We start from the raw sequence: 20,901 nt of genomic DNA on the forward strand, positions 1-20,901 counted from the left end.
CATAAATAAAATAGCAAATTTAGGCAGGCATCTTGCCTGCCCAACTAGTACTAGTCTATCCCTTCAATTCGGTCTTCAACTTCTTGGTACAACTCGCGTAGACGATCCAAATTGTCCTCGCTAGTCTCCCAATAACCGCGTCCATTCACTTCCAACAAAGTTGATACAATCTTGCGGAAAGAATGGGGATTAAGGTTCAGCAACCGTTTCTGCATTTCTTCATCTTTGATGAAGGTTTCGTTAGTATCCTCGTAAATCCAGTTATCCACAGCGCCAGCTGTCGCACTCCAACCTGTTGTATTCACCAACCGCTTGGAGAGTTCGCGCACACCTTCGTAACCGTGAGACAGCATCCCCTCGTACCACTTGGGATTTAACAATTTGGTACGAGCATCCAAGCGCACGGTTTCTGATAATGTCCGCACTTGCGCGTTAGCTGTGGTGGTATCTGCAATATAAGATGCTGGTTTTTTACCATCACCCCGCAGACTTGCAACTAGTTTGGTGGGATCGGAATCAAAGTAGTGGGAAACGTCCGTTAAGCTAATCTCCGAAGAATCGAGATTTTGGAAAGTTGCATCAGCAGTTTTCAATGTACTTTCAAAAATCCCGCGCGATTCGTCCATAATTCCGGGGTTATCAGAATTGAAGGAGAAGGATTTCCGGTTGAGATACATTTCCTGCAACTCGGCTTCGCTATCCCAAGTGCTGTTTTCTACCGCCAAGTTGATATTTGACGAGTAGGAACCAGAAGCATTGGAGAAAACACGAGTCGCTGCTTGACGCAGATTAATCCCCATTTCTTCAGCTTGCTGCAAAGCGTGTTTGCGAACAAAGTTCATATCTAAGGGTTCATCTGCCTCGGCTGCCATTTTCACCCCTTGGTCTAGCAGGTTCATTTGGTTGATGAACAAATCGCGGAATACACCAGAACAGTTGATTACCACATCTATTCTGGGGCGTCCCAACTCTTCTAAAGATATCAATTCCAACTTGTTCACCCGTCCCAAGGCATCGGGAACTGGACGCACGCCCACCATCCACATAATTTGCGCTAGGGATTCGCCGTAAGTTTTGATGTTATCGGTTCCCCAGAGGACGCAGGCGATGGTTTCTGGCCATTTTCCTTCGTTTTCTGCCTTGTTACGGATCAAAAGCCGATCTACGACGATTTTGGCTGATTGGACTGCTGCTGTTGTTGGGATGGATTGGGGATCGAGGGCATGGATATTCTTACCTGTGGGCAATACATCCGGGTTGCGGATGGGATCGCCACCAGGGCCGGGTAGGATGTATTCACCTTCCAAGCCTCTGAGTAATGCTCCTAGTTCGTTGTCGGCACAAACTTGTTGCAGGCAGAATTCCAAATACTCAAATAGGGGTTTGAGTGTGGCTGTATCAACTTTGGGATAACCTGCTTTATGCAATGCTTCTACCCAAGGTTCTTTTTTGCCCATGTTGAAGAAATTCAACCGGGAAACCAGAGAAACTCGTCCTTCCGCGTCTATTTGCTCTTGGACAAGGGCGGTAACTGCTGCACGGGTTGCCAAGGTGATATCTTGCAATAACTGGACATCTTCTAAAATGCCTCTGTCATTACTTTGGTAAATATCGTCAATATTACGCCCAATGCTATTGGCGATAATTCCCGGTAAGCCTTGAAGTCCTTCTTCCTGACGATCTAGACTAGCAATGTTCACCAGAGTTGCGATCGCCTCTTCTGCACTTGGGGGTTTACCAATGACGTGCAAACCACAAGGCAACAACCGGGACTCAATTTCCATCAACTTGCGGTAGACGTTGCCAACAATATTATCGCGATCGTCGGCACTCATCTCTCTGGCATCGGTTTCTGGCAGATTAATATCCTTATCCAGATTCACGATCCGGCATTTATCCATGATGCTGTTGACAATGGAAACACCGCGTCCACTATCTTTCAAGGTTTGGTAAGAAGCGATTAATTCGCTGAGTTCCTTCAAACCTTTATACAAACCAGCATTTTCTGCCGGAGGTGTCAAGTAGGAAATTGTTTCGGCATAACTCCGACGTTTGGCAATTGTCGCTTCACTCGGATTATTGGCTGCGTAGTAATACAAGTTGGGAATTGAACCAATTAAGTTGTCTGGATAACAATCACCAGACATCCCCATCTGTTTACCTGGCATGAATTCCAAGGAACCGTGAGTACCAAAGTGCAGTACTGCATCAGCTTTCCAAACTTGCTCTAGGTACGTGTAGTAAGCAGCAAAACCGTGGTGAGGACTAGCTGAACGGGAGAACAACAGCCGCATCGGATCGCCTTCGTAACCAAATGTGGGTTGGACACCGATGAAGACATTACCAAATTGCTTACCATAAATCAGCAAGTTTTGCCCATCGCTGTTGAGATGTCCCGGAGGTGGTCCCCAGTTTTCTTCTAAACGTTGAGAGTAAGGGGTCAGCGCCTCATACTCAGGAACCGACATTTTGTAAGCAACGTTGAGTTCTGGGCTGTTGTACTGCGCTTGGGCGTCGTGGATGACTTCTTGCAGCAGCGCTTCGGCTGATTCTGGCAATTCTGGTAAGTCGTAGCCGTTATTTTTGAGGGCTTTCATCACCTCGTAGATTGAGCCGAATACATCCAAGTAAGCGGCGGTTCCGACGTTGCCTTTATCTGGCGGGAAGCTAAAAACGGTGATGGCGACTTTTTTATCCAGCTTCGGCTTGCGACGGAGGTTAGCCCATTTTAAGGCACGTTCGGCCACAGTTTCAACCCGATCGCGCAATGCGATCGCTTTCCCTGTAGTCCCATCCCTACCTGATAATACAATCGGCTCAATTGCCCCATCCAATTCGGGAATCGCAATTTGCAAAGCTACTTGAATCGGATGTAACCCTAAATCGCTATCCATCCACTCTTCTGTGGTTTGGAAAACTAAGGGTAACGCCACCATGTAAGGACGGTTTAAGCGTTTGAGTGATTCAATTGCTTTGGGATGATCTTGTCTGGCTGGTCCACCCACTAAAGCAAAACCAGTCAGCGAGATCACTGCATCTACTAACTGGGTGTTGGTATTTGGTTCGTAGAAGTAGGCTTCAACAGGTTTGGAGAAATCCAAGCCACCAGCAAACACAGGTAATACCCGTGCGCCTAATGCTTCCAACTCCTGCACCATTGCTACATAATGGGCATCATCGCCTGTAACTAGGTGAGTGCGTTGCAATACCAACCCAACACAAGGAGCTAAGGGATCTTTGAGATCGTTAGAGATATCCTTACGAGATGTATACCAGTTGAGGTACTCTCTGACATCCTCAAACATACTGGGAGCCAAAGGATGCCAAATCCCTAAATCGGGATAAACCACCGGCTGCTGATATGTAGAAGGTGCAAAATTTTGTTTCTCTAAACCTTTAAATACGTATTTATCAGCTAGCATCAGCAAGAAGTTTTCCAGATTTTCTGGAGAACCACCTAGCCAATACTGAAAACTGAGCATGAAATTTCGGGCATCCTGGGCTTTTTCCATTGGTAAAAACTTCAGCACTTGCGGCAGGGTTCGCAAAAGCTTCAGCATTCCATCTTGGAATCCCGCACCGGATTTTTCTTTGCGTTTCCGCATGAATTGCGCGATCGCACTTTTTGACTGACCCAATTGTGCCAGAGAAAAGCTGCCCATTTTACTCAGGCGCATTACTTCTGGCATCGAGGGAAAGACAACGGAAACATCCAGGCGATCGCGGTGTGGTTCTACTGCTGCTACTACTTTCTGTGCTAAGTCTTCAATGAAAATGAGGGAAGCGATGAAGATATTCGCACTCTCAATTTCTCGTTTGAACTCCTCATAGTTCTCTGGGTCGCGGAGTTCCTCAATCAAGTACCCACTGATTTCAATCGCCAAGTCGGGATTGTTCGCGTTAATCGTGCGAACCGCTTGCGACAAAGCACTCTGGTACTGGGACTCTAGCACGACATAGACCACCTTGATTAAATTACGTCCGCGTAAGTTATCTGGCGCAATGTGTCTAATGGTGGACTTGACGTGTGTGAACATGCTTCTTCGGCTCCTTTGATGCGTGTTCTCGACTCGAAGTTCATAGCGGCATGATCAGCCACAGTTGACTTCGTTATTTTTCGGCAATATGTGTTTTTTATCAGAAAACGCTTGCCCACTGGGCATTTTATCCTGTATCTGACACAAATTGATATAAAAAACGAAATATTTCTTTGTAATTATTTACTGTGTATAAAAGTATTTGCTCACCTATTTGTAAATTTTTTGTAATATTTATTTAATCGTTAAATAGTTATATAAATATAGTGTTGTAATGACAAAACAAAACCCGCTTGTGCAGGCTGTAAAATTGGTATGTTTGGCGAAATGCGTAGGCGTAGCTCGTGGTAGAAATCGCCTAATTACTATATTTCTTAACTAAGAATAAAGTTTAGCTTCTAATTGTTTCAAAATCTTCTTCGGATCGTTCTTATCTTGAGCTTTTTGTTCAATACCCTGTTCAAAACCTGCCCAAGCAACTGGCTTAACTTTCGGCTGAATCCTCCACTAATTGATTCTGGATTCTGATATGCTAATTTTTAAAATAGAACTAGAACAAATTGAATTTGAAGAAAAAATTGATAGTTACAGCAGAGGTCATCTTACTGTTCAAGGAAGATATGGAATCATATCCTCAAAACTATCAAATATAAATCATTCGATGATGGTTTTTATATCTTTATGCGATCTTCTTGATGGTGTTCGTTTATTTTTAATTAATCCAATTAAAAATACATATCATTTTGTGGGAGTTGGTAGCTCTTTTCAGTTTTTTTTAGTTAAAAAAGGAGCTAGTAAATTGATACTAACTAGCGTAAAAAAGGAGGAAATTGATGAAATTACACGGTTGGAACTCATTGAAGATATTTGGAAGGAAGTAAAATTATTTATGTTAAAGTATGGTCATTCACTTAATGAAAAGGAAATTGTTAAAAATGATTTGACAATTTCCATAGAAGAATTTAAAAAGCAATTTAATCTATAGCAATAATGGTTTAATCAAGCAACGTGCTGATGGCAGCTAGACAATTAACTATGATTGGATTAATGACGGGGAAAATCGGTCGATTGGGGTGACTAGTTCTTCTGCTTCTGGTACTTACCAGCAGAAGTATATCTACGATGCTTTTGGTAGCCGTGTTGCCAGTAAAACCAGTAAGATTGAAAAATATGAAAATTATCTATGACCCAGAAGTAAATATATTAAGAATTATATTGATTAATGTACCCATAGAAGATGTGACGAAGAAAAGCCAGGGGTAATTTTAGATTACGACGAAGATGGAAATATTATCGGGCTAGAAATATTAGACGCTTCCAAAAGAATCGATAATCCACGTTCCCTAGAGTATTCGATATTCTGAATTCTGCATTATTCTTCAACCTTCGCGCACCATCCAAACCAACATTCCCAATAATATTTCCACAGGGGGAACGGGATAATCATTCAAATCAATACTCAGTGTTTGCCCATCTAATTTCAAAAATCGCCAAGCCGTACCACTGCTGACGCCGCCATAAATTATCTTAATTGGTATATTATTGATTTCATTGAATTTTTGTGCGGCAATCATTTCTGCTGCACATTGCCCTAAACCCGGTTTTAAATCACCTTTTTTCGCTTCTATAATCACGATGACAGGAGCTTCAATAAATATTTGTTCGGGTGAGCGGCTAATTAAAAAATCACACACTCCACTTAAGCCTAAATCCGATGCAACGGTAAAATCTTCACCCGAAAAAAAGCTGACTTTGCGTTCGAGAATTTTCCGAACTTCTACGAGGATAGGACTAATAATTAACTCTGAGCGAGCTTTTTCTGAACCAGTCGCTGTTGCTAGCGGTAGTCCTTCGTTTAATGCTTCTTTGAGATAAAGACTAGGTTCTATAGACTGCGTTTCGGGTAAAAACCGTCCATTTTCAACCGTAGTTAAGTTAAAGTCGCGTTTGACTTTTGAAAGCGAGAAATCGCTATAAGACATTATCAATATGATTAAATATTAATCTATGAGTACTGATCCTATCGCGTTTATACCTGTTTTGTTGGGAATGGGATCAACAAGAGCGATCGCTACTCCTTCATTGAGCATATTTACTGCAATTTATTGAGCTTTTTGTGCAAGCCCTTCTTGCAAAATATCTAGAGCAATCACAGATTCGCGCATGATATCACTTGGATTGATTACCAAGAGTTTTAGCGTGTAATTGTTGAACTTGTTCAATAGTTAAACCTGTGACATCTACTATTGTTTCAATATCGATACCTTTGTTAATCATTTTGATGGACATTCCTAGAACTTTTTGTTCAATACGTTGTGCAAGCGCCTGTTTTAATCCTTGTGCAAACCCTTCTTGGAAAATATCTTGATAAATCACAGATTCGCGCATCATATCACTCGGCTTGATTAGTGAGAGTTTTAGCCTGTAATTGTTGAACTTGTTCAATAGTTAAACCTGTCACATCTACTATTGTTTCAATATCGATACCTTTGTTAATCATTTTGATGGCAATTTCTTGAGCTTTTTGTTCAAGCCCTTCTTGCAAAATATCTTGATAAATCACAGATTCGCGCATAATATCACTCCGCAAAATTCTTTTAATCAACTGTTTATCTAATACTAGCCCAGCTAATACTGCTGTTGATGCAGCAATATTACTGCGGATTCGAGTGTCCTTTAGTGCTTCAATAACTTGGGCAACTTCTTCTAAAGTTCGCGTTTTATCTTCAGTTTGACTTAACGCTGCAAACGGTAGCAAACCTGGAGAATTGAAAAATATTTCAGTTGGCTGTTCCCAAAGTCGAATTACTTCAAATCTGTGCAGGCTATTTTCTAGAACAAATTCCGTTTGATAAACTAGCTCAGAATCGCTTGGTTTGAGGTAAATCACTACCTGACGCATTCGTTTATGGGGAAATTTTCGATACACCCGCAAACGATAATCACTCATGCGAAAGGGAATATCAGCTTTGGGTACAGTTTGGAATTCAAGATGGAGAACAACCTCATCCGACTGCAATAAAATTAGTGCGTCGGCCCGGATGGGTTCGAGGGATAATTCAGATGGACTAAGTTCGGTAAGTGTAATTGGTTCACCGAGTAGCCATCTTGCAAAGTCGGCTGAAAAGGACTCTGCGAGAAATTTGCAGACATTATCGAACATAGTGCGCAATTATATCATTAATGTTGTGCCTCTATAAATTAGGAACGAATTAAGTAATATTTGCCTCTTGACTAATGACCCCTAACTCTTAACCATTAACTAATGACTAAAGTAGATATTCTCATCTTATCAAATGGCCCAGGTGAGGTAACAACCTGGGTGCGCCCAGTAGTGAAGGCGTTGCGGCAAGAACTAGGGGATGACCGTTCTGTAGTGAGGATTTCTGTGGTATTATCGCCTTGCTCAAATGCCAGTGGTAAAGAAGCCGCGATCGCACTTTCTTACCCAGAAGTAGATAGAGTTCAAGGAGCAGAGCATTTTTGGCAATTTTTGCTTTGGGGTAAAACATTTGATAATTGGGACTGGAAAAGTTGCGGTGTAGTTGTTTTCCTCGGTGGCGATCAAATTTTCCCCGTAGTTATAGGCAAAAAGCTGGGATATCGTACAGTGGTTTACGCGGAATGGGAAGCCCGTTGGTATAACTGGATTGATCGCTTTGGCGTCATGAAAGCTCAAGTTGCTGCCCGTGTCCCCCAGAAATATGCTCACAAATTCACCGTTGTCGGAGATTTGATGGTAGAAGCTAGTAGTCATTCGTCTTTAGGAAAGGACAAAGGACAAATGACCGAACTAATAGGCATTTTACCTGGGTCAAAGGCGGCAAAATTAGCTCAAGGTGTGCCATTATGTTTAGCGATCGCCGAATACATCCACGCAAAAAAACCACAAACCAAATTTGTAATTCCTGTAGCCCCAACTTTGGATTTACAAACTTTAGCTAGTTTTGCTGATCCCCAAAAGAACTCTATTGCTGAAATCTTTAGCTTTGGCAGTGCTTCTTTAATTGTCCCGGAGGATGCTAAAAGCAAGGCATTGCTCAAAACAACAACGGGCTTAACTGTGGAACTGTGGCAAGAAAACCCTGCATATGATTTATTATCCCAGTGCTGCATCTGCTTGACTACAGTGGGGGCAAACACTGCCGAACTCGGTGCTTTAGGAGTACCAATGATTGTTTTGCTACCAACTCAGCAACTTGACGCGATGCGTTCTTGGGATGGTTTGCCTGGGTTGTTGGCAAATCTGCCAGGAGTCGGTACACCTTTTGCTAAGGTGATTAATTGGTTATTCCTGAGATTTGTCAGACGCAAAGGTTTATTAGCATGGCCAAATATCTGGGCACAGGAAGAGATAGTGCCAGAACTTATGGGTAAACTTCAACCGCAAGAAGTTGGGGAAATGGTTTTAGACTTTTTGGCGCATCCAGAAAGATTGGATAATATCCGCGCTAAACTCCGTAATATTCGCGGTGAAAGCGGTGCAGCCCGGAAGATAGCACAGATTGTTGGTGAGGAAATTGAGAAGTAGGAACACATCGGCAGAATTTAATTTGAATTTTGAATAGTGGGACTAAGACAAAAATTAAGCCCAAATGTAGCCCAAACTGGCTTTATAAGCAACAAACACGTCACGATGGATGCTAAACCAATCAAAAAATCGAAAAGGTATAGCCGTGTTGTTTTACGCTTTAGGTTGGGAATTATAGAAAGTAATAAATATATACTTTAAATACAATTATCTTTATGCGATTTTTTGTAGTACCCGCTTATACAAGTATTTTATTGGTAACTCTTTTAGCTGGGTGTTCATCACCAGAAAAAGTGCAATTAACAGTACAATCACCCATTTCCTCGCCAAACGCTGAATCATCTCCGCCTCTAAATAATTCTAAAATTTCATCATAATCGCCTAAAAATACTTTTCAAGATGCACTAGATACAGCTACTAGCGCTACTACTATAAGTCAATCATCTGTATCTAAAGATGATTGGAATTTAGTTTATAGTAAATGGCAAGAAGCAATAAATTTGATGAGAACTATACCAGATAATAGCGAAAATTATGTGATGGCTCAGAAAAAAATTGCTGAATATAGTAATAATTTAAGTTATGCAAAACAGCAAGCTACAAAAAAAGAAATTATCAAAGAAGAAAAGGTATTAATATTAATTCCTCCTGTAAGAAGAGAAACATGTCGAGAGAAGGAAATAATAGAGTCTTTATTTAAAGATGTTCAAAAATATCCTCAGATGATTAATGAGCCGATACCTAAATATGCCCCAGGTGCTTGGGGTTCGCCATTTCCTTTATTGCATACAGCAGTTGGATTTGGTTGTAAAGTATACGTCGAATTACTAATTTCCATGAACGCAGATGTTAACAATGTGAGTGATGAGGGCTTAAGACCACTTGATTTTGCATATAAAAAAGATATTGCTGCACTTCTCATTGCAAAAGGCGCAAATATTAATGCAACAAACGATAAAGGTTTAACTGCACTACACTATAAAGCGCAAACTAATACTAAAGAAGGTAAGGCACGTATTTATTTAAAAGATATTTTAGAAACATCTGAATTTTTGATATCTAAGGGTGCAAATATAAATGCTAAAGATCGTAATGGCAAAACTCCTCTTGCTTATGCAAAATCAATCAATTTTCAAGAAATGATTAGGCTACTGAAAAGCTATGGAGGACAAGAATAGGTATTATGATATCAAGCCACCCTTAAAAACCTTCTCGAACAATCTTGGTAAACTTCTAATCGGCCAGCACTTAATCCGAAGATTCGCCATTGCGTCGTCCTAGTTCAAAAATGCCACAACTAATACACGCAAGTATACCTAAGCTGATTCCCCAACTAGGCCCTAAACTGAGTTCTACACCCCAGTTACATAAAGCACCAACTACCAAAAAAGGCCCGATGCTAAATAATGAGGCATAGAAAGCGTTTTGGGATTCTCTGGCTTTACGAGTCTTTTCAAACTCTGTCTGGCTGGTGTAAAGCGATCGCTCCGCAAAGTTAAACCAGCGGTTGAGTTGCTTGATTACCCATTCACTGACTCCTGAAAAACCTAGATATAGCGCCAATGACCACAAACTCGCTCCGGCGATCGCGATCGTGTCTAACTCAAAGGAAAAAGGCAAAATTTCAGTTAGCATTGCTTGGGTGAGTCCTACAAAGGGTTAACTTTAGCTGTCAGTAGATGCTAAACAAACCTCTTGTGCAATTTTAAGCATAAAGGTTAACAAGATTTCAACTAGTTGACAACTTCAGTACCAAATAGTTGTGGATGAAAGTAAACTCCCCACCCATTACTGACAACATTAGCCATCTTCTAATGACTCATCCTCTAATTCCACACCTGCAATTAGTTCGTGGGCAGCGTCAGACATTTCAATTGTATAAGGTTGCAGTGTGTTATTTTTGAGCGTTTCTGTCAATCTACCTGAAGATATAAAACATTCTGCTTTAGATGAATTAATAAATAATTTAAGCTCATAATGAATGGGCAGTCATCTCTGAAAACTATTTTGTAACCGTTTCTCCAATTCCTCCCAGTTTGGCAGATAAGCAGACATAAAACACTTAAAAACCCTGCCGTGGTTGGGAACGAGTAAATGCACCAGTTCGTGAACGATCGCAAACTCACCCAACTCTTTTGGTAAATCTAGCAGTTCAGTATTCAGCGTTAAGCGTCCTGTAGTCGAAATAGATGCCCATTTGCGCTTCATCGGACGCAGTTGAATTTGTTTAACTTGGACTTTAATGCGATCGCTCCATTCTCCCACAGCGTCCTTAAATGCTTGCGCGTCTTTCCATTTGAGATTGTCGCAGGTAGCAATCATGATTCGACTCGTTCGAGTTTCAGCAGGTTGTTGGTGACTTCAATGGTTTGCTCAACTGAGCTTGTAATAGGATAAATAGTAGCGTAAAGTTCGGTTCTTAAATCAATTTCCTGACGCGCATCCCACCAATAATCAGGGAAGTTGCTATAAATGGCGTTGATGCCTTCGGCTTGGTTGATATCAAGGCGATCGCCTGCTTGCTTGATCACAGTGTAAATCGCAAAGGTGTTTTCATCAACCTTGAGCCGTTGCCGTTCTTCTTCTGCTTCTACGCATTCATTGGCAATTTCATCTAGTTGGGCTAAAGCTTGTTGTGCGTCTATTTGGCGCTTTTCAAAGCTGGCGCGGACAATTTCGGCACGTTCACCAATATTTAGCAAGAAAGGCGATCGCTGACTTTGCTCTTGTACTGCTTTCGACAATGCCTTACTCAAGTTTAGAACTTTTACTGTATCGGTTGTGCTACTTTGGCGGAATTGTTCTAATTGTTGGCTATTGAGTTCGTGGATAGTCCCTGGCATTTCCAACTCGCCGATTGTGACGTTGCGGCGTACTAATTCTTTGGTTTTGGCGGTGAGTTGAATATCAATGTAGGGACTGGTATTGTAAGCAGCGCGGATGGTTGCGTAAAGCCTGACGACGTTTTGATAATTTTCCATGAAGGGACGCAGGTCAGGGTCAGGAGAGAGGATTTCGTAAATTGATTGGAGTTGGCGGACAAATTTAAAGAATTTCTCGCGCAAATCTTTGTCTGCAAAATGCGCCGCCGCCCGTTCTTTTGCCTTGTCGTCCCATCCCTTAGTTAGCGGTAAATACTCAGGTGCAGTATTTGCCATCATCGTTTGCAGGAGGTTTTTGATCACATCGACATTTTGGATGATGTCGTTAATTTCTCCCGACTCAAAGGCCAGGGCTTGCTCTAGTTTGTCGCCAAAGATACCGATAAAATCTAGAACAAAGCCGTAGGGCTTGACTAAACCTTGTGCGTCTTCGTAGGGGCGATTCACACGGGCGATCGCCTGCAAGAGAACGTGGTCGCGCATCGGTTTGTCGAGATACATACAATAAAGTATCGGCGCATCAAACCCCGTCAGTAGTTTCTCGGTGACAATGAGAATTTTCGGCAAGGCTTTGCGGTAGTCTTCGGAAAGTTGGCGAATTTTTGTCACAGCATCAGCATCGTCACCGCAAAGGGTTTCTAAAGTTTGGGCATCTTCAGCAGAACAATAACCCGTAAAAGTTAGGGTTTTGGTGGTGTCGTAGTTAAAATCTTTCGGGCGAGATTCGATAAAGTCGATGACTGCATTGGGTAAGGATATTCTGGCAGAAACGACGGATTTTTTAATAAAGGCTTTGCGGACTTCTTTCTCTTCGGCATCAGTCAGGTTATACTCCCGCAGTCCTTCGGCTGTAGTTCGGGAATAAACGACGGTTGAATATTCGCTAGGGAGATATTTATCTAAAGCTTGTTTGTAAAGTCTACAAGCTTCCCGGTCTACACCAACCATAAAGGCTTTAAAGCCCATTGGTTCAACGTAGTTGCCAAAGTGTTCGGCGACAAATTTAGCTACTTTATTTACTCTATCTTCACTTTTGAGAAACTCTTTTAATTTAACCGCGCGATCGAGAATACTATCAAGTTCTTCTATATCGTTGATGTCTTCTGCGGCTTGGAGTTGGAGAAATTCTTTTTCTAAAATTTCTTTGGGAACGCGAAACTCTGATTTAGCAAGGGCATAATTTAGCTTCAGGGTTGTGCCATCTCGTACTGAGTCGGCGGTTGAATAGGAATCTAGGCTGTAGTTGTCGTCACTAGGTTCGCCGAAGGTTTGGAAAGTGCTTTTTCCTTTAGCTGCTTTACTGACAGGTGTACCTGTGAAACCGATAAATGTGGCGTTGGGGAGGGCAGCCATTAAATATATGCCGAAATTACCGCCTGTGCTACGGTGTGCCTCATCGACTAAGACGGTGATGGTAGAACGCTGATTTTCTACTCTCATCTTGTCGAATTTGTGAATCATGGCGACAATTAACCCGCGATAATCGTCTTGGATTAGTTTTTCTAAGTCTGCTTTACTGGTTGCGACTTCATAGCTTTTGATGCCGTAGGCTTTGAGGTTTTTGTCTAGTTGGTTTTCTAGTTCGTTGCGGTCAATAATCATGATTACAGTATTATCGCCGCTAATATTGCGGAGTTGGGCGGCAACTGTAATCATGGTGAGGGTTTTACCACTGCCTTGGGTATGCCAAATTAGTCCGCGTTTTTTATTCGGGTCTTGGATGCGTTGCAGAACTTTTTTGACTGCACGGGTCTGGTGTTGGCGTAAGACGACTTTCGTTAAGCCGTCATCGCGTTCTAGGAAAACAATGTAATATCTGAGAATATCTAAAAAGCGTTGATGGTCGAAGAAGGTTTTGATTTTCTCTTCATAGTCGCCTTCTTGAATAATGGAACCTAACCCCCCTGCCCCCTTCCCTGCAAGGGAAGGGGGAGTAATCTTGTTCCCATCCCCTTGTAGGGGAGGGGTTAGGGGAGAGGTCTGTTTCCATTCAAACAGGTTTTTGCGGTTGGTATTCCAGGTTAAGCCATACCAGAAATTCCACAGTTCTGTGACTTCAAAGATTTGGGGAAAGGCGAGTAATTCGGGGGTTTGGTTGTGGTAGCGGCGAATTTGGTCAATGCCTAGTGCTAAACCATCTGTTTTCTGTTCTCCTTTGGTTTCCGCGATCGCAACAGGAATACCGTTTATTAGGAAAATAACATCAGCGCGGTTGGGAAATATTACGCCTTTTTGCAACCATTCATCTGTGACTTGGAAGATGTTATTTTCTGGATTGTTAAAGTCGATGAGGGTAATGTTTCTGTCGCGGTTTTCTTCGGCGACAAAAATAGATTGTTTGCCTTGCAACCAGTTTAAGGCTTCGCGGTTGCCTTCGATGGTGTTGTCAATGTTTCGCAAGCGGCGGAGAATTTCATCTATATTGTTAGAGGTGACAACGCCAGGATTTAGTTTAATTAGTTGAGTGCGGAGAACATCAGCAAAGCACCTTTCTTTGAGCTTTTCCTCTCCTTTCCCTTCCCGCCGTTGTAATGCTTCTTTTCGAGTTAGATATTCCCAGCCAATTTGATAGGCATATTTCAGCATCGGTTTTTGAACGGCGGAAGTTTCACTCATACGTAAGTCTCGGTTAAGGGTTGGGTGGAAATTTTACCCGTCATCAGTTGTTCTAGCATGGCGTGGAAGAGTTCGTCAGTAAGGGCGATTTCTTTTTCTAAGGCTTGTATTTTGCGATCGCAGGTACGTAGTATACCCACAATCTTTAGCTGTTCAGGTATCGTTGGCAAAGGAATTAACCAATTTAGTAGAGATGTTCCTGATATATTTTTTTGAACAGCCCCTGATGCTAATTGAGTAATTCGTTTTCTCCCTAGATGAGAATTGATGTAGTATCTCAGAAAATACGGTTCTGCATATTCATTTAATCTAAACCGAATCAAAAAAGCTCCAGGAATAACCGGACTATTATATGATTCAAACACAGCAGCAATTCCACAAGTCCCGCTACGTGTAATAAGTAAATCTTTTATTTGGATTAAATGGGTTTTAAATTTACGAAGTTCTAAACTTGCAAATGGCATTGTTGAATAGTTAATATTTCCATCTTTATCTATATCAGTTGTTCTTAAAGTTGCTATAGTCCCGTTTGGATTGTATAGGTTTCCACTGAAGCGAGGCCCATAAGCACTGGACTCACATATTTGTCCAAGTTTTATAACCTTCCAACTATTCGGGATTTCGCCAACCTTAGTCTGCTTGCGGGGTTCGTTGTGAGTACCATGTGTAAAGAGATACTGCATTAGTGCTGCTTTGTGTTCCCGTTCCAGTTCTAACTCTCGCTGGCAGGTTTCTTTGGCTTTCTGGATGGTTTGCAGAGTGTGTGCGATCGTTTTTTGTTCAGAAAGCGGGGGAAGGTAGATAACTTTTGCATAGGCATCATTTCTATTAAGTCCTGGAACAGCCACTGAACTATTTAAAGCAGATAAATTAAGTCTTGAAAGAGTATAGTATAGATAATAAAAATCACATGGCTGCTTAACATCATCTATATAATAAGTTGTATCTATTGGAAAGCATGGTATAGAACTAATATTCACTTTACCTATAGAACCTTTCCTACCAATAACAATAGTTTGAGTAGAAGTAATAGCCTGATTATGCCAATCTATAATACCGTTAGAACCATAAACAGGTATAGAACCACTTTCACGCTGAGATTTGGGAAGTGTTTTACCATAAATAAATTCACACACATCTCCTAATTTAACAAGTTTCCAATGAGGCGGTAATTGAATCTCACCCATTCCTACCTCTCTCATATCCCATCAGCAATAATCAAATCAATCATCTCATTCTTATTCTTCCGATAAACCCGAAAATCACTATCCAACGTCAACAAACAACTCCCTGAAATCAACTCACTCATCCTTACCAAACACGCATCAGCTAAAGACATAGGAACATTTTCATACCGCTTCAGCAACTCTCTAACCGTTCTTATTTCATCACTGAGATTAAAAGGGATTTGAATTAAGCCAGTATCTAATAAAGACATAACCGTATCCTGTCCACCATAAAAATCTCGCAATAGAAAACACGCCTCATTAATTACTACTTCGCAAGTTAAAAACGGCGGTTCAATCTTTTTCCATTCATTAACCGCCCAATCATGCGAATTTTCCCGATTATTGATAAATGCAACTAAGGGTCCTGTATCTAGAAGTACCTTTTTCCTCATTTCCAACCGTAGCCTTCTAAATACTTCTTATTGGTAGCTAAATCACCAGGGCCTCCATCAACGCAGCCAGCAAACTCTTTGGCTGCTTCATAGGCGGAAATAGGTTCTTTCTCTTCTTTATGTTCTACATCCTGCTTTTTCTTCTCCTTATATTGCAAAAACTGAATAAAATCAATTACCTCGTCCAGCTTATCAGGAGGTAACTTTTTAACTTCATCAATGATTATTTGTTCTTTATCAATTGCTTGAGTCATTGCTGTTTCCTCAATGAAAATAAAAATGATACTTGTAGCTGATTTAATTTTACCTAAAAGGGCGGTTAGAAACCAATACGTTTGGGTTAAGGATAATTGTAGGTTGGGTTGAACGTTCGCGCAGCGTCCCGTAGGGAAGTGAAACCCAACATTAAACGTTAAGTGTTGGGTTTCGTTCCTCAACCCAACCTACGCAGATTAAGGCTTTTGGCATGAGGTACAAGAATCCCAACCTAAGCGAGGCTACGCTGTGAATTACCCCCCTTAATCCCCCCTTGTAAAGGGGGGAAATAATAAATCTTGTTCCCTCCCCTTTACAAGGGGAGGGTTAGGGAGGGGTAAAACTTACGCTGAAATTTAACTTTGCTAACACCTCAGCTAAATCTTTATCTGCCCATTCTCTCTCTTGTCTGGCTACGGCCAAATCTGTCAAAATATCTGTAATATCACGATGAATAAACTTCTCGCTAACATCCACAAACTGCGAGGGACTAAGATTATAATCCGCTTCCCTCAATTCTTCTAACTTAATAACTTTACTCAGCTTCTCCCGCGTTTCCCAATTACAATAAACCTCAGCAACCGCTTTAATCCCTTCCTTCGTCAAAATATTCTTCGGATCGCCTTTCACAAAATAATCAGCAGCATTAATTAGCAAAAACTCGCCCTTACGATTCAGAGGTTTCAGGCGATTTAACAAAATTATTACCCCTGGTGCAGTCGTATTATAAAACAGGTTTTCAGGCAGCAAAATCACCCCTTCAACTCTGTCCCTTTCTACAAACATCTTGCGGATGTCCCTTTCTTGATTTTTGTTCTGACTCCCCGAACCGCGAGATACCGCCCCTGTATCCAAAACAACCGCCGCCCGTCCGTTATCTTTCAGCGATGCCCAAATATGCTGCACCCATCCCCAATCTGCTGAAGATTTGGATGCAATTCCGTCCTGAAACCGTTCAAAAGAATCTTCATCATAAGCATCTGCGCCGTAGTTGTCCTGATTCCACATCGGATTAGCAACCACATAATCAAAGCGCATCACCTTCTTGTCAACCGTAAATTTAGGTTGCCGGAATGTATCGCCAATCTCTATTTGAGTATCAGTAAAATCCTGCAAGAACATATTCATTTTAGCGATCGCAAAAGTTGTCGGGTTCAACTCTTGCCCAAATAGCCGAGGTGCTTTACTCTCCTCTCCTGGATGTTTGCGGTTGAACACCAGACGCGGCTTAGTTAACAACCTCCCCGATCCACAAGTGGGGTCATAAATCTTCGTGTAGGGTTCAGGGTCAATAATTTCTGCAATCAACCAACCCACCTCTGATGGTGTCAGAAACTCCCCCGCACTTTGCCCTTGTCCTTCGGCAAACTTCCGCAGCAGATACTCATAGGCTTCCCCCAAAACATCGGCATTGGTATTCTTTAACCCCAACCGATGCCGACTGATGACTTCAATCAAGTCCTTTAAACGATCATCATCCAAAACGCGCTGATTGCTTTGCTTCTCGTTATAATCCTTCAGCGTCAGCGTTCCCGATAACCCAGGATTGCGCTTTGCCACCTCCCGCATCGCCGTTGTGATAAATTCTCCTAAGTCATCTTTCGGATGAAAGCGAATCGTATCCCAACGGTATTCGTGGGGGACATAGTAACGGACAATCGGCTGACGGTTATTTTTAATTGCATCTTTGTGATCCGCTTCAATGAAAGCACGGGCTAAGTCTCCACCGCCAAATTTCTCGGCGCACTTTTCATACTCATCATCAAACACATCAGACAGCCGTTTGTAGAAAATTAGCGGCAGAATAAAATCTTTGAATTTTGGCGCATCCGTTGCACCGCGTATCTTACAAGCAGCATCCCACAGCCATTGTTCCATTGCGGGAATGTCCAAGCGATCGCCAGCTTGGTTCGCTAACTCCAGAAGTGGTAAATCTTCAGAACCGTTTTTCTCTGCTGGCTTTTTACTGTTTTTCCTTGTTCCACGCGGCACTGTACTTAACTCCTGCGATGCTTTTATTTTATTTCGAGAATCCATTTTTTCAGTTAGGACTTACGCACGAGTTACGGAGTAACATAGACGCGTAGCGGCTTGCCGCAGGCGATCGCCTTCTTTAGACTTCTTGCATAAATTAGAAATAAGAACCCCACCCCGCCAAAGCTACGCTTTGTCTCCCCTCCCCGCAAGCGAGGAGGGGATTAAGGCTGGGGTGTTTGGGACTTTTGCAAGAGGTCTTTTCTGTGTCTCTAAATTTTAATGATGATTTGTAGTAAGCACTTTGGGTGCTTAGAAAATAAGGACTAAAGTCCTTACTACTAACTTGCTTACCCATCGAGATTTTGCAGCCCCATCGCAATCTTACTATGCTTCTCAATTTGCCCCATAACTTGTTTTGCTCGTTGAATCACCACCGCAGGTAAACCCGCCAACCTTCCCGCTTCAATCCCATAAGACTTATCAGCGCCTCCCGGTTGGACTTGGTGCAAAAAAATAATTTGGTCGGGTAATTCCTTGACTGTCACCTGATAGTTAGCCACATTCGGTAAAATACTGGCCAGTTCATTCAATTCATGATAATGAGTAGCAAAAATCGTTCGTGACCGAATATCGACTGCTATATATTCCGCCACCGCCCAAGCTATGGAAAGACCATCAAATGTTGCCGTCCCGCGGCCAATTTCATCTAACAATACCAGCGACCTCGATGTGGCATGATTGAGAATATTTGCCGTTTCATTCATCTCTACCATAAACGTAGATTGACCAGTTGCAAGATCATCCACTGCACCTACACGGGTGAAAATGCGATCGCATATTCCCAATCTGGCAAACCTAGCTGGTACAAAACTACCAATCTGCGCCATTAACTGAATCAATCCCACCTGACGCAAATAACAACTTTTGCCACTGGCGTTTGGCCCGGTGAGGATAATTAAATCGGGGAGTGGGGAGTAGGGAGTGGGGAGTGGGGAAATTTGTTCTTCACTACTCCCTACTCCCGATTCCCCATTCCCCAATTGAGTCGAATTCGGCACAAAGAAACCCGCAGGTAAAGACTGTTCCACCACCGGATGACGCCCATCAACAATGTTTATCTCCCTTCCTGGCAACATTTCTGGACGACAGTAACCTTGATGCACTGCCAACTCAGCTAAACCACACAACACATCCGCCGCCGCCACTGCACGAGACAGATTGCGAATTAGTTCCGCCTCTTGTCCTACCTCTTCCCGCAACGCCGTAAAAATCTCATATTCCAACTGATTTAAATCATCCCGCGCCGTAAGAATCCGGGCTTCTCGTTCCTTCAAATCAGGGGTGATGTAACGTTCCTCATTCGTCAGAGTTTGCTTGCGGATATAATTAGCGGGTACTTGATCAGCTTTGGTGCGGGAAATACTGATATAATAACCAAAAGTTTTGTTAAATCCTACCTTCAGTGTGGAAATTCCCGTCTTAGCTCTCTCATCAACTTCTAAATTGGCAATCCATTGCTGGTCTGCTTCTACAGTCGCCTTCCTTTCATCCAACAGGGGATTTACGCTAGGGCGAATTAATCCGCCTTCCTTGATTAGTATGGGTGGCGACTCCACAAGATGCGCGTGTAATTTTTGTGCCAATTCTTCCAACACACTTGGGACTTTCTGCAAAGCTTTGAGAAAGGGGGAACGCGCCTCAGTTACTAAGCTGGATAATTCTGGTAAGCGTGAGAGGGAATCTGCCAAAGCTACTAAATCTCTAGCATTAGCTGTACCAGAACCCGCCCTTCCTGTAAGACGTTCCAAATCATAAATTTGGCGTAATAACTGCCGCAAATCTTGACGCAGGGGCGTATTTTCCATCAATTCTTGGATGGTATCAAGACGTGCCCGAATGCCTTTAATATCGAGTAGCGGTTGCAATAACCACCGTCGCAGAGCCCGCCCGCCCATCGCTGTATTAGTTTTATCTAACGCCCAGAGTAGGGAACCGTGAAAAGTGCCATCCCGGACAGTTTGAGTAATTTCCAGGTTACGGCGGGTTTGATTGTCAACAATTAGGTAGTCGGTGACAGTGTAGGTGCGGAGTCTTTGAAGGGTGACAGGGTTTTCTTTTTGAGTATCTTCCAAGTATTCTAGAAGACCGCCAGCCGCACGAACGGCGAGGGGAAGATGATCACAACCGAGTCCTTCGAGCGATCGCACCTTAAATTTCTGCAATAATCTAGGTCTAGCTTCGCCTTGGGAAAATGGAACTTGCGATCGCAAACTATAGCAAAATGATGATGGCAAACACTCCGGTAGATGCGGCGAAGTTTCTCCTGGACGCAGCAAACTACCTAAATCGGGCGCATTTGTCGGAACTAACACCTCTGATGGTTGCAAGCGCATTAATTCCTGTGTCAAATGTTCTAAATCACTACCTTGAGTAGTAACAAATTCCCCTGTGGAGATGTCTGCATAAGCTAAACCCCAATGATTTGCGGCAATTACTACTGCTGCAAGGTAATTATTGCGACTTGATTTCAGCATTCCCTCTTCCAGCAAAGTGCCAGGGGTAAGAATGCGCGTTACCTCCCGGCGCACTAATCTACCAGCAGCTTCCGAAGCATCTTCCACTTGGTCGCAAATTACCACTGCATAGCCTTTTTCGACTAGCATCGTCGCGTAGCGTTCCCATGCGTGGTGCGGAACACCAGACATCGCTACTCGTCCCTGTTCCCCAGCTTGCTTACTAGTGAGAACTAATTCCAATTCTTGTGCTAATTTTACAGCATCTTGGAAATAGCATTCAAAGAAATCTCCTACCCGATACAGCAATACGGCGTGAGGATATTTATCCTTCGTCTCGACATAGTGCAGGTACATTTGACTTAGCTTGCTGCGGTCTACCTGTCGATGGTCGGAAATAAAAGTACTCGCGTCGGGTTTATTAGATGGAGTTTCAGAGTGAGAAGCGGTCATAGATGCTACTGAGTTA

At 42.5% G+C, this 20,901-nt stretch carries 16 protein-coding genes; 4 read left to right on the forward strand and 12 right to left on the reverse strand.

Going from position 1 to position 20,901, the window contains the following annotated elements; translation table 11 throughout:
* Positions 1-50: 50 nt before the first annotated feature.
* Positions 51-4,037: a magnesium chelatase subunit H gene (locus V7K30_RS30470; RefSeq protein ID WP_335005790.1), complete on the reverse strand. Its 3,987-nt coding sequence runs from the start codon at positions 4,035-4,037 to the stop codon at positions 51-53.
* Between the two features lie 529 nt (positions 4,038-4,566).
* Between V7K30_RS30470 and V7K30_RS30475 the strand changes: the two genes are divergently transcribed.
* Both V7K30_RS30475 and V7K30_RS30480 read left to right on the forward strand, forming a co-directional pair.
* Positions 4,567-5,022 carry a hypothetical protein gene (locus V7K30_RS30475; RefSeq protein WP_335005792.1) on the forward strand — a complete coding sequence of 152 codons (456 nt, stop codon included), beginning with the start codon at positions 4,567-4,569 and terminating at the stop codon, positions 5,020-5,022.
* Positions 5,023-5,299: 277 nt separating this feature from the next.
* Positions 5,300-5,401: a DUF2283 domain-containing protein gene (locus V7K30_RS30480; protein ID WP_335005865.1), complete on the forward strand. Its 102-nt coding sequence runs from the start codon at positions 5,300-5,302 to the stop codon at positions 5,399-5,401.
* Positions 5,402-5,416: 15 nt separating this feature from the next.
* Here V7K30_RS30480 and V7K30_RS30485 read toward each other — a convergent pair whose 3' ends face one another.
* The 3 genes from V7K30_RS30485 to V7K30_RS30495 form a co-directional block, all read right to left on the reverse strand.
* Positions 5,417-6,019, reverse strand: coding sequence for a hypothetical protein (locus V7K30_RS30485; protein WP_335005794.1), 603 nt, complete (start codon positions 6,017-6,019; stop codon positions 5,417-5,419).
* Positions 6,020-6,206: 187 nt separating this feature from the next.
* A complete protein-coding gene (locus V7K30_RS30490) occupies positions 6,207-6,428 on the reverse strand; it encodes a hypothetical protein (protein WP_335005796.1) in 222 nt (73 codons plus the stop codon).
* A gap of 1 nt (position 6,429) precedes the next feature.
* Positions 6,430-7,200, reverse strand: coding sequence for an Rpn family recombination-promoting nuclease/putative transposase (locus V7K30_RS30495; protein WP_335005797.1), 771 nt, complete (start codon positions 7,198-7,200; stop codon positions 6,430-6,432).
* Positions 7,201-7,302: 102 nt separating this feature from the next.
* On the opposite strand from V7K30_RS30495, the gene V7K30_RS30500 reads away from it, so the two are divergent.
* Together V7K30_RS30500 and V7K30_RS30505 are read left to right on the forward strand one after the other, a co-directional pair.
* Positions 7,303-8,568: a lipid-A-disaccharide synthase gene (locus V7K30_RS30500; protein WP_335005799.1), complete on the forward strand. Its 1,266-nt coding sequence runs from the start codon at positions 7,303-7,305 to the stop codon at positions 8,566-8,568.
* A gap of 503 nt (positions 8,569-9,071) precedes the next feature.
* On the forward strand, positions 9,072-9,746 hold the full coding sequence (locus tag V7K30_RS30505) for an ankyrin repeat domain-containing protein (RefSeq protein WP_335005801.1): 675 nt from the start codon (positions 9,072-9,074) through the stop codon (positions 9,744-9,746).
* A gap of 70 nt (positions 9,747-9,816) precedes the next feature.
* Here V7K30_RS30505 and V7K30_RS30510 read toward each other — a convergent pair whose 3' ends face one another.
* From V7K30_RS30510 to mutS, 8 genes are all read right to left on the reverse strand, one after another.
* Positions 9,817-10,203, reverse strand: a complete 387-nt coding sequence (locus tag V7K30_RS30510; RefSeq protein WP_335005803.1) for a hypothetical protein — start codon at positions 10,201-10,203, stop codon at positions 9,817-9,819.
* A gap of 354 nt (positions 10,204-10,557) precedes the next feature.
* The gene (locus V7K30_RS30515; RefSeq protein ID WP_335005805.1) at positions 10,558-10,890 is read right to left on the reverse strand and encodes a M48 metallopeptidase family protein; all 333 of its coding nucleotides are present in this window, start codon (positions 10,888-10,890) and stop codon (positions 10,558-10,560) included.
* On the reverse strand, positions 10,887-14,066 hold the full coding sequence (locus tag V7K30_RS30520) for a type I restriction endonuclease subunit R (RefSeq protein WP_335005807.1): 3,180 nt from the start codon (positions 14,064-14,066) through the stop codon (positions 10,887-10,889). The genes V7K30_RS30515 and V7K30_RS30520 overlap by 4 nt, the downstream gene beginning before the upstream one ends.
* A complete protein-coding gene (locus V7K30_RS30525) occupies positions 14,063-15,253 on the reverse strand; it encodes a restriction endonuclease subunit S (protein ID WP_335005809.1) in 1,191 nt (396 codons plus the stop codon). Before V7K30_RS30525 ends, V7K30_RS30520 begins: the two co-directional genes overlap by 4 nt.
* Before the next feature lie 11 nt (positions 15,254-15,264).
* Entirely contained in the window at positions 15,265-15,687 is a 423-nt protein-coding gene (locus V7K30_RS30530; RefSeq protein WP_335005811.1) for a type II toxin-antitoxin system VapC family toxin, read from the reverse strand.
* The gene (locus V7K30_RS30535; RefSeq protein ID WP_335005814.1) at positions 15,684-15,941 is read right to left on the reverse strand and encodes a DUF2281 domain-containing protein; all 258 of its coding nucleotides are present in this window, start codon (positions 15,939-15,941) and stop codon (positions 15,684-15,686) included. The genes V7K30_RS30530 and V7K30_RS30535 overlap by 4 nt, the downstream gene beginning before the upstream one ends.
* A 328-nt stretch (positions 15,942-16,269) precedes the next feature.
* On the reverse strand, positions 16,270-17,979 hold the full coding sequence (locus V7K30_RS30540) for a type I restriction-modification system subunit M (RefSeq protein WP_335005816.1): 1,710 nt from the start codon (positions 17,977-17,979) through the stop codon (positions 16,270-16,272).
* A gap of 287 nt (positions 17,980-18,266) precedes the next feature.
* Complete coding sequence (gene mutS / locus V7K30_RS30545) at positions 18,267-20,885, reverse strand: DNA mismatch repair protein MutS (protein ID WP_335005818.1); 2,619 nt, start codon at positions 20,883-20,885, stop codon at positions 18,267-18,269.
* Between the last annotated feature and the right edge of the window lie 16 nt (positions 20,886-20,901).

Source organism: Nostoc sp., from assembly GCF_036917655.1.
In the GTDB taxonomy this organism is placed as follows: Bacteria; Cyanobacteriota; Cyanobacteriia; order Cyanobacteriales; family Nostocaceae; genus Nostoc.

Bases quoted from the DNA above. Each gene is read 5' to 3' on its own strand.
- V7K30_RS30520 (WP_335005807.1), bottom strand. From the start codon at position 14,066: ATGAGTGAAACTTCCGCCGTTCAAAAACCGATGCTGAAATATGCCTAT.
- V7K30_RS30525 (WP_335005809.1), bottom strand. From the start codon at position 15,253: ATGGGTGAGATTCAATTACCGCCTCATTGGAAACTTGTTAAATTAGGA.
- V7K30_RS30495 (WP_335005797.1), bottom strand. From the start codon at position 7,200: ATGTTCGATAATGTCTGCAAATTTCTCGCAGAGTCCTTTTCAGCCGAC.
- V7K30_RS30535 (WP_335005814.1), bottom strand. From the start codon at position 15,941: ATGACTCAAGCAATTGATAAAGAACAAATAATCATTGATGAAGTTAAA.
- V7K30_RS30475 (WP_335005792.1), top strand. From the start codon at position 4,567: ATGCTAATTTTTAAAATAGAACTAGAACAAATTGAATTTGAAGAAAAA.
- mutS (WP_335005818.1), bottom strand. From the start codon at position 20,885: ATGACCGCTTCTCACTCTGAAACTCCATCTAATAAACCCGACGCGAGT.
- V7K30_RS30505 (WP_335005801.1), top strand. From the start codon at position 9,072: ATGAGAACTATACCAGATAATAGCGAAAATTATGTGATGGCTCAGAAA.
- V7K30_RS30485 (WP_335005794.1), bottom strand. From the start codon at position 6,019: ATGTCTTATAGCGATTTCTCGCTTTCAAAAGTCAAACGCGACTTTAAC.
- V7K30_RS30515 (WP_335005805.1), bottom strand. From the start codon at position 10,890: ATGATTGCTACCTGCGACAATCTCAAATGGAAAGACGCGCAAGCATTT.
- V7K30_RS30470 (WP_335005790.1), bottom strand. From the start codon at position 4,037: ATGTTCACACACGTCAAGTCCACCATTAGACACATTGCGCCAGATAAC.
- V7K30_RS30530 (WP_335005811.1), bottom strand. From the start codon at position 15,687: ATGAGGAAAAAGGTACTTCTAGATACAGGACCCTTAGTTGCATTTATC.
- V7K30_RS30490 (WP_335005796.1), bottom strand. From the start codon at position 6,428: ATGATGCGCGAATCTGTGATTTATCAAGATATTTTCCAAGAAGGGTTT.
- V7K30_RS30500 (WP_335005799.1), top strand. From the start codon at position 7,303: ATGACTAAAGTAGATATTCTCATCTTATCAAATGGCCCAGGTGAGGTA.
- V7K30_RS30540 (WP_335005816.1), bottom strand. From the start codon at position 17,979: ATGGATTCTCGAAATAAAATAAAAGCATCGCAGGAGTTAAGTACAGTG.
- V7K30_RS30510 (WP_335005803.1), bottom strand. From the start codon at position 10,203: ATGCTAACTGAAATTTTGCCTTTTTCCTTTGAGTTAGACACGATCGCG.